The sequence below is a fragment of the Serratia sp. CY27727 genome (assembly GCF_052169275.1).
Taxonomy (GTDB): Bacteria; Pseudomonadota; Gammaproteobacteria; order Enterobacterales; family Enterobacteriaceae; genus Serratia; species Serratia sarumanii.
On the sequence record NZ_JBJNLB010000020.1, the window covers coordinates 17,913 to 30,934 of the forward strand.

General features: G+C 54.6%; 9 protein-coding genes. All 9 read right to left on the minus strand.

Going from position 1 to position 13,022, the window contains the following annotated elements; genetic code table 11:
* Positions 1-105: 105 nt before the first annotated feature.
* On the minus strand, positions 106-4,329 hold the full coding sequence (gene rpoC / locus ACJ8HB_RS24545; RefSeq protein ID WP_442520204.1) for a DNA-directed RNA polymerase subunit beta': 4,224 nt from the start codon (positions 4,327-4,329) through the stop codon (positions 106-108).
* A 118-nt stretch (positions 4,330-4,447) separates the two neighbouring features.
* Positions 4,448-8,476, minus strand: a complete 4,029-nt coding sequence (rpoB, locus tag ACJ8HB_RS24550) for a DNA-directed RNA polymerase subunit beta (protein ID WP_033636721.1) — start codon at positions 8,474-8,476, stop codon at positions 4,448-4,450.
* 332 nt (positions 8,477-8,808) lie between these two features.
* Positions 8,809-9,174, minus strand: coding sequence for a 50S ribosomal protein L7/L12 (gene rplL, locus ACJ8HB_RS24555; RefSeq protein WP_004929903.1), 366 nt, complete (start codon positions 9,172-9,174; stop codon positions 8,809-8,811).
* Between the two features lie 63 nt (positions 9,175-9,237).
* Positions 9,238-9,735 carry a 50S ribosomal protein L10 gene (gene rplJ, locus ACJ8HB_RS24560; RefSeq protein WP_004929905.1) on the minus strand — a complete coding sequence of 166 codons (498 nt, stop codon included), beginning with the start codon at positions 9,733-9,735 and terminating at the stop codon, positions 9,238-9,240.
* Between the two features lie 338 nt (positions 9,736-10,073).
* On the minus strand, positions 10,074-10,778 hold the full coding sequence (rplA, locus tag ACJ8HB_RS24565; RefSeq protein ID WP_033636720.1) for a 50S ribosomal protein L1: 705 nt from the start codon (positions 10,776-10,778) through the stop codon (positions 10,074-10,076).
* Between the two features lie 3 nt (positions 10,779-10,781).
* Positions 10,782-11,210: a 50S ribosomal protein L11 gene (rplK, locus tag ACJ8HB_RS24570; protein ID WP_015376316.1), complete on the minus strand. Its 429-nt coding sequence runs from the start codon at positions 11,208-11,210 to the stop codon at positions 10,782-10,784.
* Positions 11,211-11,375: 165 nt separating this feature from the next.
* Complete coding sequence (gene nusG, locus ACJ8HB_RS24575; RefSeq protein ID WP_004929914.1) at positions 11,376-11,921, minus strand: transcription termination/antitermination protein NusG; 546 nt, start codon at positions 11,919-11,921, stop codon at positions 11,376-11,378.
* Between the two features lies 1 nt (position 11,922).
* Positions 11,923-12,306 carry a preprotein translocase subunit SecE gene (gene secE / locus ACJ8HB_RS24580; RefSeq protein ID WP_004929916.1) on the minus strand — a complete coding sequence of 128 codons (384 nt, stop codon included), beginning with the start codon at positions 12,304-12,306 and terminating at the stop codon, positions 11,923-11,925.
* A 260-nt stretch (positions 12,307-12,566) separates the two neighbouring features.
* Positions 12,567-13,022, minus strand: a 456-nt coding sequence (locus ACJ8HB_RS24585) for an EF-Tu/IF-2/RF-3 family GTPase (RefSeq protein ID WP_437153897.1), incomplete at its 5' end; no start/stop codon positions are given.

Genomic DNA, 13,022 nt, shown 5'->3' on the forward strand with positions numbered 1-13,022 from the left:
GCAAAGTTTGCTCTGCCCCGGCATGAGGCGAAAAAAAACCGCCCCCGAGGGAGCGGTTTATCTGGCGATGGGCCCGGCATGCCAGGCCCGCGGCGCGGATGACGATTACTCGTCGTCGCTGCCGCCCAGGCCTGCGTTGAGCAGCTCGGCCAGGTTAGCCGTCGCTTCTTCCGCGCTGACTTGCGGAACAACCGGCGCTTCACCCTGAGCACGGCGACGCATGCGATCCTGATGATAAGCGTAACCGGTACCGGCTGGGATCAGACGGCCCACGATGACGTTCTCTTTCAGGCCACGCAGTTCATCACGCTTGCCGGCTACGGCAGCTTCGGTCAGAACGCGCGTCGTTTCCTGGAACGATGCAGCGGAGATGAAGGACTCGGTCGCCAAGGAAGCCTTGGTGATACCCAGCAGATCGCGCGAGAAGGTTGCCGGGATCTTACCTTCAGCTTCCAGCTGACGGTTGGCAATCTTGACGCGAGACACTTCAGCCTGCTCGCCTTCCAGGAACTCGGAGCCACCAGCGCTAACGATAGTGCCTTTACGCAGCATCTGACGAACGATAACTTCGATGTGCTTATCGTTAATCTTAACGCCTTGCAGACGGTAAACTTCCTGCACTTCGTTGGTGATGTAGCGGGTAACCGCATGCACGCCACGCAGACGCAGAATGTCGTGCGGAGACTCTGGGCCGTCGGAAACGACGTCGCCACGTTCCACCACTTCGCCTTCGAACACGTTAAGCTGACGCCATTTCGGAATCATCTCTTCGTAAGCGTCGCTGCCGTCCAGCGGAGAGATCACCAGGCGACGTTTGCCTTTGGTCTCTTTACCGAACGAGATAATCCCGCTGATTTCAGCCAGGATTGCCGGCTCTTTCGGACGACGTGCTTCGAACAGGTCGGCAACGCGCGGCAGACCACCGGTAATATCCTTGGTACCGCCGGATTCCTGAGGAATACGCGCCAGGGTATCACCCGCACCGATCTGAATGCCGTCTTCCAGCTGAACGATCGCTTTGCCCGGCAGGAAGTATTGAGCAGGCATATCGGTGCCTGGGATCAATACGTCTTCGCCCTGAGCGTCAACGATTTTCAGTGCCGGACGCAGGTCTTTACCGCTACCGGTACGCTCTGCGCTGTCCAGAACTACCAGAGAAGACAAACCGGTCAGTTCGTCGGTCTGGCGAGTAATGGTCTGGCCGTCGACCATGTCCGCGAAGCGAATGAAGCCGCTGACTTCACTGATGACCGGCATGGTGTGCGGATCCCAGTTAGCAACGGTTTCGCCGCCGTTAACTTCTTCACCGTCGCCTTTGCCCATCACGGCACCGTAAGGCACCTTGTAGCTTTCTTTGGTACGGCCGAATTCGTCGATCAGTTTCAGTTCGGTGTTACGCGAGGTGATCACCAGCTTGCCCGCGGCGTTCATAACGAACTTCGCGTTGCTCAGCTTGATGCTACCCTTGTTTTTCACCTGGATGCTGGATTCAGCAGCCGCACGAGATGCCGCACCACCGATGTGGAACGTACGCATCGTCAGCTGTGTACCCGGCTCACCGATGGACTGTGCCGCGATAACGCCGATGGCTTCACCTTTGTTGATGATGTGGCCACGTGCCAGGTCGCGACCGTAGCAGTTTGCACACACACCAAAGTCGGTTTCACAGCTCACCACGGAACGGACTTTAACGCTGTCGACAGAGTTCTCTTCCAACAGGTCACACGCCTTCTCGTTCAGCAGGGTGTTGCGTGGCACCAGAATGTCCGCCGTACCCTGCTTGAGGACGTCTTCTGCCGTCACACGGCCCAGAACGCGTTCACGCAGCGGCTCTTTCACGTCGCCACCTTCGATAACCGGAGTCATCAGGATGCCGTCGTGGGTGCCACAGTCGTCTTCGGTCACAACCAGATCCTGCGCCACGTCAACCAGACGACGGGTCAGATAACCGGAGTTCGCGGTTTTCAGTGCGGTATCCGCCAGACCTTTACGAGCACCGTGGGTGGAGATGAAGTACTGGAGTACGTTCAGACCTTCACGGAAGTTCGCGGTGATTGGCGTTTCGATGATGGAGCCGTCCGGCTTCGCCATCAGACCACGCATACCGGCCAGCTGACGAATCTGAGCGGCGGAACCACGCGCACCGGAGTCGGCCATCATAAAGATGCTGTTGAAGGAAACTTGCTGTTCCACTTCGCCGTCACGGTTAACCACGTCTTCTACCGACAGGTTTTCCATCATCGCTTTCGCAACGCGTTCGTTCGCTGCAGCCCAGATATCGATCACTTTGTTGTAGCGTTCGCCGGCGGTAACCAGACCAGACTGGAACTGCTCCTGGATCTCGGCAACTTCGGTTTCCGCTTCTTCGATGATCTCCGCTTTCTTGGCCGGGATAACCATGTCGTCGATACCTACGGAAGCGCCGGAACGGGCTGCGTAAGCAAAACCGGTGTACATGATCTGGTCAGCAAAGATAACGGTCGGCTTCAGGCCCAGGATGCGGTAACAGGTGTTCAGCATCTTGGAGATCGCTTTCTTGCCCAAAGGCTGGTTAACGATCGAGTACGGCAGACCTTTCGGTACGATCATCCACAGGATGGCGCGGCCGATGGTGGTGTCGATGATGCTGGTCTGAGAAGTCCATTCGCCTTCGGCGTTTTTGACGTCTTCGGTGATACGCACTTTAACGCGCGCATGCAGAGACGCCAGGCCGGCGCGGTAAACACGCTCAGCTTCTTTGGAACCGTTCAGCACCATGCCTTCGCCCTTGGCGTTAACACAGTCGCGGGTCATGTAGTACAGACCCAGTACAACGTCCTGAGAAGGAACGATGATTGGCTCGCCGTTCGCAGGGGACAGGATGTTGTTGGTGGACATCATCAGCGCACGCGCTTCCAGCTGGGCTTCCAGCGTCAGCGGTACGTGAACGGCCATCTGGTCACCATCGAAGTCGGCGTTATAGGCCGCACAAACCAGCGGGTGCAGCTGGATCGCTTTACCTTCGATCAGAACCGGTTCAAACGCCTGGATACCCAAACGGTGCAGGGTTGGTGCACGGTTCAGCAGTACCGGGTGTTCGCGGATCACTTCGTCCAGGATATCCCAAACGACGGCTTCTTCACGCTCAACCATTTTCTTGGCGGCTTTGATGGTGGTGGCCAGGCCACGCAGCTCCAACTTGCCGTAGATGAACGGTTTGAACAGCTCCAGCGCCATCTTTTTAGGCAGACCGCACTGATGCAGACGCAGGTATGGACCTACGGTGATTACGGAACGGCCGGAGTAGTCAACGCGTTTACCGAGCAGGTTCTGACGGAAACGACCCTGCTTACCTTTGATCATATCGGCCAAAGATTTCAGAGGACGCTTGTTGGAACCGGTGATGGCACGACCGCGACGGCCGTTATCCAGCAGGGCGTCTACCGCTTCTTGCAGCATACGCTTTTCGTTGCGCACGATGATGTCCGGCGCAGCCAGATCCAGCAGGCGTTTCAGACGGTTGTTACGGTTGATCACGCGGCGGTACAGATCGTTCAGATCCGAGGTCGCGAAACGACCGCCATCCAGCGGAACCAGAGGACGCAGATCCGGCGGCAGTACCGGCAGCACGGTCAGGATCATCCACTCCGGTTTGTTACCGGACTGCACGAACGCTTCCAGCAGCTTGATACGCTTGGTCAGCTTCTTGCGCTTGGTTTCGGAGTTGGTTTCGTTCAGCTCTTCACGCAGCTGCTCGCACTCGGCTTCCAGATCCATGTTTTTCAACAGGGCCTGAATAGCTTCCGCACCCATCTTGGCGTCGAATTCGTCACCGAACTCTTCCAACGCGTCCAGATACTGCTCTTCGGTCAGGATCTGACGACGTTCGAGGTTGGTCATACCGCCTTCGACCACCACATAGGATTCGAAGTACAGTACGCGTTCGATGTCACGCAGCGGCATATCCAGCAGCAAACCGATGCGGGATGGCAGCGATTTCAGGAACCAGATGTGCGCGGTCGGCGAAGCCAGCTCGATGTGGCCCATGCGCTCACGACGCACTTTGGTCTGGGTCACTTCAACGCCGCACTTCTCACAGATCACGCCGCGGTGTTTCAAGCGCTTGTACTTACCGCACAGGCACTCGTAATCTTTTACCGGCCCGAAGATACGGGCGCAGAAAAGGCCGTCACGCTCTGGTTTGAACGTACGGTAGTTAATGGTTTCCGGCTTCTTAACTTCACCGAACGACCACGAACGGATCATGTCTGGCGAGGCCAGAGCAATCTTGATCGCATCAAACTCTTCGGTCTTAGTTTGCGCTTTCAGAAACTTCAATAAGTCTTTCACGGATTGGCTCCTGTCGGAGTTAAACCTGTTGGGTACCCACAACCGCAGTAGGTACCCGTGTGACCTGAACAACCACCCTCAGGCTCCCTTAGGCGGGGAGCCTGAGCCGGCATGACGATTACTCGTCTTCCAGTTCGATGTTGATGCCGAGCGAGCGGATTTCTTTCAACAGTACGTTGAAGGATTCCGGCATGCCTGGCTCCATCCGGTGGTCGCCATCCACGATGTTTTTGTACATCTTGGTACGGCCGTTAACGTCATCCGACTTAACGGTGAGCATTTCCTGCAGGGTATAAGCCGCGCCGTATGCTTCCAGTGCCCACACTTCCATCTCACCGAAGCGTTGACCACCGAACTGCGCTTTACCACCCAGAGGTTGCTGAGTCACCAAGCTGTAAGAACCGGTTGAACGGGCGTGCATTTTATCGTCAACCAAGTGGTTCAGTTTCAGCATGTACATATAGCCGACAGTAACCTGGCGCTCGAATTGCTCACCGGTACGGCCATCGAACAGCGTGATCTGACCGGAGGTCGGGATACCGCCCATTTCCAGCAGTTGCTTGATTTCAGTCTCTTTCGCACCGTCAAACACCGGCGTTGCGATCGGCATACCTTTTTTCAGGTTCTCTGCCAGACGCAGCACTTCGTCGTCGCTGAAGGTGTTCAGGTCAACTTTCTGGCAAACGTCGTCGCCCAGATCGTAGGCCTTCTGGATGAACTCACGCAGCTTGGCCACTTCCTGCTGCTGCTTCAGCATCTGGTTGATCTTCTCACCGATGCCTTTCGCAGCCATACCCAGGTGGGTTTCCAGGATCTGACCGATGTTCATACGTGATGGTACGCCCAGCGGGTTCAGTACGATGTCTACCGGCGTGCCGTTTTCATCGTAAGGCATATCTTCGATCGGGTTGATCTTGGAGATAACACCCTTGTTACCGTGGCGGCCCGCCATCTTGTCACCCGGTTGGATCTGACGTTTAACGGCCAGATAAACCTTGACGATTTTCAGCACGCCCGGCGCCAGATCGTCGCCCTGAGTGATCTTACGACGCTTGGCTTCCAGCTTCTTCTCGAAGTCGGATTTCAGTTCGTCGTACTGCTCAGCCAGCTGCTCCAGCTGGTTTTGCTTCTCTTCGTCGGTCAGGCCCAGTTCCAGCCAGCGATCGCGCGGCAGCTTGCTCAGCTTGTCGGCTTCGATGCCACCGGCAACCAGCACCGCGTGGATACGCGCAAACAGGCCAGCTTCCAGGATCTGCAGTTCTTCAGTCAGGTCTTTCTTCGCCTGCTTCAGCTGCATCTCTTCGATTTCCAACGCGCGCTTGTCTTTTTCCACGCCATCGCGGGTGAAGACCTGCACGTCGATAACCGTACCGGAAACGCCGTTCGGTACACGCAGAGAAGAGTCTTTAACGTCAGACGCTTTCTCACCGAAGATCGCACGCAGCAGTTTCTCTTCCGGCGTCAGCTGGGTTTCGCCTTTAGGCGTTACCTTACCGACCAGAATGTCACCGCCGGTCACTTCAGCACCGATATACACGATACCGGATTCATCCAGCTTGGAGAGCGCAGCTTCACCCACGTTAGGGATGTCGGCAGTGATCTCTTCAGGCCCCAGCTTGGTGTCGCGAGACACGCACGCCAGTTCCTGGATGTGGATGGTGGTGAAGCGATCTTCCTGCACCACGCGCTCGGAGACCAAGATGGAGTCTTCGAAGTTGTAGCCGTTCCAAGGCATGAACGCTACGCGCATGTTCTGGCCCAGCGCCAGTTCGCCCAGGTCTGTCGATGGGCCATCCGCCAGCACGTCGCCGCGCTCGATTGGCTCACCCAGATTCACACACGGCATCTGGTTGATGCAGGTGTTCTGGTTAGAACGGGTGTACTTGGTCAGGTTGTAAATATCGATACCTGCTTCGCCCGGGTACATCTCGTCTTCGTTAACTTTGATAACGATACGGGAAGCGTCCACGTACTGGATCACACCGCCGCGTTTGGCAACGGCGGTTACGCCGGAGTCAACCGCTACGGCGCGTTCCATACCGGTACCAACCAGCGGCTTGTCAGCGCGCAGGGTAGGTACGGCCTGACGTTGCATGTTCGCACCCATCAATGCACGGTTGGCGTCATCGTGTTCCAGGAATGGAATCAGTGAAGCACCAACGGAAACAACCTGCTGGGTGGATACGTCCATGTAGTCAACCTGGTCGCGGCTGAACAGGCTTGATTCGCCTTTGCTGCGGCAGGTGACCAGGTCTTCTACGAAGCGGCCTTCTTCATCCAGGTTGGAGTTCGCCTGGGCGATAACGAAGTTGCCTTCTTCAATAGCAGACAGGTAGTTGATTTCATCGGTCACCACGCCGTCACGCACGCGGCGGTACGGGGTTTCCAGGAAGCCATACTCGTTAGTCTGTGCGTACACGGACAGGGAGTTGATCAGACCGATGTTTGGACCTTCCGGCGTTTCGATTGGGCACACGCGGCCGTAGTGGGTCGGGTGTACGTCTCGAACTTCAAAGCCGGCGCGCTCACGGGTCAGACCGCCCGGGCCCAGTGCGGAGATACGACGCTTGTGCGTGATCTCGGACAGCGGGTTGTTCTGGTCCATGAACTGGGACAGCTGGCTGGAGCCGAAGAACTCTTTCACCGCCGCCGAAATCGGCTTGGCGTTGATCATGTCCTGAGGCATCAGGGTATCCAGATCGCCCAGAGACAGACGCTCTTTCACCGCACGCTCAACACGCACCAGACCTACGCGGAACTGGTTCTCGGCCATCTCGCCGACGGAACGGATACGACGGTTGCCCAAGTGGTCGATATCGTCCACTTCGCCCTTGCCGTTACGGATATCGATGAGCTTCTTCATCACTTCGATGATGTCGTCTTTGCTCAGGATGCCCGAACCTTCGATCTCGTCGCGCAGCAGAGAACGGTTGAACTTCATACGGCCAACCGCGGACAGATCGTAGCGGTCTTCGGAGAAGAACAGGTTCTCGAACAGGCTTTCGGCAGCTTCGCGCGTTGGCGGCTCACCAGGGCGCATCATGCGGTAGATTTCTACCAACGAGCTCAGACGATCGGTGGTCGGATCGACGCGCAGCGTTTCAGAGATATACGCGCCGTGATCCAGATCGTTGGTGAACAGCGTTTCGATGCGCTTGTGGCCGGACTGGCTCAGCTTGGCCAGCAGATCCAGCGACAGCTCCATGTTGGCTGCGCAGATCAGTTCGCCGGTATTGGTATCGATATAGTCTTTCGCGACCACTTTGCCCGCGATGTACTCTACCGGTACTTCAATGCTCTGAATGTCGTCTTTTTCCAGCTGACGGATATGACGAGCGGTGATGCGGCGGCCTTTCTCTACGTAGATCTTGCCGTTGGCTTCGATGTCGAACGAAGCGGTCTCACCACGCAGGCGCTCTGGCACCAGCTCCATCTGCAGCTTGTTGTCACGGATTTCGAAGACGATCTTGTCAAAGAACAGGTCGAGGATCTGTTCAGTGGTGTAGTTCAGCGCGCGCAGAATGATGGTCGCAGGCAGTTTGCGGCGACGGTCAATACGCACGAACAGGTTGTCCTTCGGATCGAACTCGAAGTCCAACCATGAACCGCGGTAAGGGATGATGCGTGCGTTGTACAGCACTTTACCCGAGGAGTGGGTTTTGCCCTTATCGCTGTCGAAGAATACGCCAGGACTACGGTGCAACTGAGATACGATAACCCTCTCAGTACCGTTGATCACAAAGGTGCCGTTTTCGGTCATGAGCGGAATTTCGCCCATGTAGACTTCTTGTTCCTTGATGTCTTTGACCGTACCTTCAGGCGCTTCGCGCTCATAGATAACCAGGCGCAGTTTTACGCGCAGCGGTGCAGAGAACGTCACACCACGGATCTGGCACTCTTTGACGTCGAAGACCGGCTCACCAAGACGGTAGCTAACGTATTGCAGCTCCGAATTGCCACTGTAGCTCTGGATAGGGAAAACAGAACGGAATGCGGCTTCAAGGCCGTACTGCCCTTCTGGATCTTGCTCGATAAACTTCTGGAACGAGTCAAGCTGGATAGAAAGGAGATATGGTATGTCCAGCACTTGTGGACGTTTACCAAAATCCTTACGAATACGTTTTTTCTCGGTATAGGAGTAAACCATAGGGTTCCTCAGCTCGCTGATCAGTGACCCAATCTGTCCGTCCGATTAGGGACAGTTCATGCAACACCGTTTTGTCGACCGGAAAGCGGGAACACTTTCCGCAATGTCTCTTGCTATCACGCTTAAACCATTTCATCGCGTCTTCCCCCAGAACTCCTGGTAGTGCAAAGACCGCGGTATATTAAGTCGTCAATAGAAACAAACATTGGGAGGCGAAACCAGCAGCCAAACAGTGTGAAACGCTACTGGCGCCCTACAGCGCAAAAAGGCTGGTGACTAAAAAGTCACCAGCCATCAGCCTAAAAGACTAGGCTGCAACCGGAAAGGTTGGCTTATTTAACTTCAACTTCAGCGCCAGCTTCTTCCAGAGATTTTTTCAGAGCTTCTGCGTCATCTTTGCTCACGCCTTCTTTCAGAGCGGCTGGAGCAGATTCAACCAGGTCTTTAGCTTCTTTCAGACCCAGGCCGGTAGCGCCACGTACTGCTTTGATAACAGCAACTTTGTTAGCGCCAGCAGCTTTCAGGATAACGTCGAATTCAGTTTTCTCTTCAGCAGCTTCAGCCGGGCCAGCAGCTACAGCTACAGCAGCAGCAGCAGAAACGCCGAATTTTTCTTCCATAGCGGAAACCAGTTCAACAACGTCCATTACGGACATAGCGGCAACTGCTTCCAGGATTTGGTCTTTAGTGATAGACATAACAATTGTTCCTAAAATTCAGAAATAGTTTAAATACGTTAGCAAAGGCTAAGAAAGAGTGGCTTACGCCGCTTCTTTCTGATCGCGTACTGCAGCCAGAGTGCGAACCAGTTTGCCGGCAGCGGCTTCTTTCATGGTTGCCATCAGGCGTGCGATCGCTTCTTCGTAAGTTGGCAGCGTCGCCAGGCGGTCGATTTGCGCCGCTGGGATCAGCTCACCTTCAAAGGCCGCAGCTTTAACCTCGAATTTTGCATTCGCTTTCGCGAACTCTTTGAACAGACGAGCAGCAGCGCCCGGGTGTTCGTGAGAGAATGCAATCAAGGTTGGACCGACAAACGTGTCTTTCAGGCATTCGAATGGAGTGCCTTCAACTACGCGACGCATCAGGGTGTTGCGAACAACACGCATGTAAACGCCAGCTTCACGACCTGCTTTACGCAGTTCAGTCATTTTATCTACGGTAACGCCGCGGGAATCCGCAACAACCGCAGACAGCGCGCCTTTGGCTACTTCGCTGACTTCAGCAACAATCGCTTGTTTGTCTTGAAGATTTAATGCCATTAGCTTTTTGCTCCTGGATTAGCCGGGGAAAATCCCCCGGAACTCACTTCACTCGGCGCTTTGTAAAACGCCACGCCGAGCGGCTTAACACGGTGAGCAGAATCCAGCAAAGACATTCTTTTATAAAAAAGAAAAATTTTCTTAGGCTCTGTCACCGTCTACGCAGGAAGGATTAAGTATCTTGCGATACACCTGCGGTCTTGGACGGAGGCCTGGATAGGCCAGGCTCCAACCGAAAAATCTTTGTTTTGCCTACGGCATAGCCAATAGCAAAACCTTGGGGCATAAGATTCTAGACAAATCTTGGCCCCAAGTCAAAGCGATAATCGCAAATGCGATTAGTTCGCTGCAGCAGACAGACCGCTCTGATCGATAGCAACGCCAGCACCCATGGTGGTGGAGAGGCTAACTTTCTTGATGTACATGCCTTTCGCCTGAGAAGGTTTTGCTTTTTTCAGCGCAACCAGCAGGGCTTCCAGGTTTTCTTTCAGTTTGTCTGCGTCGAAATCAACCTTACCGATAGTGGTATGGATGATGCCGTTTTTGTCGTTACGGTAGCGAACCTGACCTGCTTTAGCGTTTTTCACTGCTTCAGCAACGTTCGGAGTAACGGTACCCACTTTCGGGTTTGGCATCAGGCCGCGTGGACCCAGGATCTGGCCCAGTTGACCTACAACGCGCATTGCATCCGGGGAAGCAATAACAACGTCGAAGTTCATTTCGCCTTTCTTGATCTGGTCAGCCAGATCGTCCATACCTACCAGCTCTGCGCCAGCAGCTTTTGCTGCTTCAGCGTTAGCGCCTTGGGCAAATACGGCAACGCGAACGGAACGACCGGTGCCGTGTGGCAGAACGGTAGCGCCACGAACGTTTTGGTCAGATTTACGAGCGTCGATGCCGAGGTTAACGGCAACGTCAACGCTTTCTACGAATTTAGCGGTGGCCAGCTCTTTCAGCAGAGCAACAGCTTCAGCGATGTCATACTGTTTAGTAGCATCAACTTTGTCACGGATCACGCGCATGCGCTTGGTCAGCTTAGCCATCTCTTAATCCTCCACTACCAGGCCCATGGAACGAGCGGTACCTTCGATGGAGCGAGTCATCGCTTCAACGTCAGAACCAGTCATGTCCGCAGCTTTGGTTTCTGCGATTTCACGTACCTGAGCACGAGTCACTTTACCTACTTTGTCTTTGTTCGGCTTACCGGAACCAGACTTGATACCAGCCGCTTTTTTCAGCAGAACTGCTGCTGGCGGGGTTTTGGTAACGAAAGTGAAGGAGCGATCAGAATAAACGGTGATAACAACCGGAATCGGCAGACCTTTTTCAACGCTGTCAGTCTTAGCGTTGAATGCCTTACAGAATTCCATGATGTTAACGCCCTGCTGACCCAGAGCTGGACCCACTGGTGGGCTCGGGTTCGCCATACCAGCTGCAACTTGCAGCTTGACGTAGGCTTGTACTTTCTTAGCCATTTAAATTTCCTCGGTTTGGGTAGTATCGCCTCGCAAGAGGCTCCCCGTGTTTCACCCCGCCCAACATGCATCAGGCAAGGCATCTAAAAACAAAAGGCGCGAAATTGTAGTTCAATTTCGCGCCTTTGACAAGCGGCTACGGGCCACTCGTTGCTGATTATTCGATCAGCCTTTCTCAACCTGGCTGAAGTCCAGTTCCACCGGCGTTGCACGGCCAAAGATGGAAACGGAAACTTTCAGGCGGCTCTTCTCGTAATCGACTTCCTCGACCACACCGTTGAAATCGGCAAACGGGCCGTCGTTGACGCGCACCAGCTCGCCCGGTTCGAACAGCGTTTTCGGACGCGGCTTGTCACCAACCTGCTGCAGGCGGTTCATGATCGCATCAACTTCTTTATCGCTGATCGGCGCAGGACGGTCAGACGTACCGCCGATGAACCCCATGACGCGCGGTACGCTGCGCACCAGGTGCCAGCTGGCGTCATTCATCACCATCTGCACCAGCACGTAGCCAGGGAAGAATTTACGCTCGCTCTTGCGACGTTGGCCGCCACGGATTTCAACCACTTCTTCCGTAGGCACCATCACTTCGCCGAACAACTCTTCCATATCGTGCAGTTTGATGTGTTCACGCAGCGATTGTGCTACGCGACCTTCAAAACCGGAAAACGCCTGAACGACGTACCAACGTTTTTTTGGAGCTTCAGACATTTTAGAACCTCAGGCCAGTAATAAACGACACCAGACGGACCAGAATACCATCCAGCCCCCACAGAATCAGTGACATCACGGCGGTTACCGCGGCAACGATCAACGTGGTGTGTAGCGTTTCCTGACGAGTTGGCCAAATCACTTTACGTACTTCGGTACGCGCTTCGCGGGCAAACGCAACGGTGGCTTTGCCTTTGGTGGTCATCAGAGCCACTGCACCTGCAACGGCGATGATCAGCACAACTGCCAGCGCGCGCAATGGCAGGCTTAAATCACGGTAGTAATAGTTACCGACAATAGCCACAACCAACAGAACGGCGACGATCAGCCACTTTGCCGCTTCCAGGCCGCGTCCGCTCCCTTGAGCCTCGGTATTCGCACTCATAAACCAACCTGTCACAATGATGATTCAGAACAAACAACTTTGCCTCGCATTGCGAGGCAAACCAAACCGATCGGATACCGCTTCAGCGCTATCCCGGTGTTTTACGCCATGACGTATTTCAGTCAATACGGTTTAAGAGCCCATCTCACCAATGATTATGACTGCAAAATCGCTGATGAGATAGGTTCTAGTTCACAGCGTAGAAAAAGGGCATCAAATGATGCCCTTTTACCGCGTGTCGCGTCAAACTTTATCAGCGATTAAGCGATAACTTTAGCAACAACACCTGCGCCAACGGTACGGCCGCCTTCACGGATTGCGAAACGCAGACCGTCGTCCATCGCGATTGGGTGAATCAGGGTTACAACCATGTTCACGTTGTCGCCTGGCATTACCATCTCTACGCCTTCTGGCAGTTCGATGGTACCGGTCACGTCAGTGGTACGGAAGTAGAACTGTGGACGGTAGCCTTTGAAGAATGGAGTGTGACGACCACCTTCATCTTTGCTCAGGATGTACACTTCAGATTCGAACTGGGTGTGTGGCTTGATAGAGCCTGGCTTCGCCAGTACCTGACCACGTTCGATTTCTTCACGCTTGATACCACGCAGCAGAACACCTACGTTCTCACCAGCACGGCCTTCGTCCAGCAGTTTGCGGAACATTTCAACGCCAGTACAGGTAGACTTAACGGTGTCTTTGATACCAACGATTTC

Bases quoted from the DNA above. Each gene is read 5' to 3' on its own strand.
- rpoB (WP_033636721.1), bottom strand. From the start codon at position 8,476: ATGGTTTACTCCTATACCGAGAAAAAACGTATTCGTAAGGATTTTGGT.
- rplL (WP_004929903.1), bottom strand. From the start codon at position 9,174: ATGTCTATCACTAAAGACCAAATCCTGGAAGCAGTTGCCGCTATGTCC.
- rplJ (WP_004929905.1), bottom strand. From the start codon at position 9,735: ATGGCATTAAATCTTCAAGACAAACAAGCGATTGTTGCTGAAGTCAGC.
- rplA (WP_033636720.1), bottom strand. From the start codon at position 10,778: ATGGCTAAGCTGACCAAGCGCATGCGCGTGATCCGTGACAAAGTTGAT.
- rplK (WP_015376316.1), bottom strand. From the start codon at position 11,210: ATGGCTAAGAAAGTACAAGCCTACGTCAAGCTGCAAGTTGCAGCTGGT.
- nusG (WP_004929914.1), bottom strand. From the start codon at position 11,921: ATGTCTGAAGCTCCAAAAAAACGTTGGTACGTCGTTCAGGCGTTTTCC.
- secE (WP_004929916.1), bottom strand. From the start codon at position 12,306: ATGAGTGCGAATACCGAGGCTCAAGGGAGCGGACGCGGCCTGGAAGCG.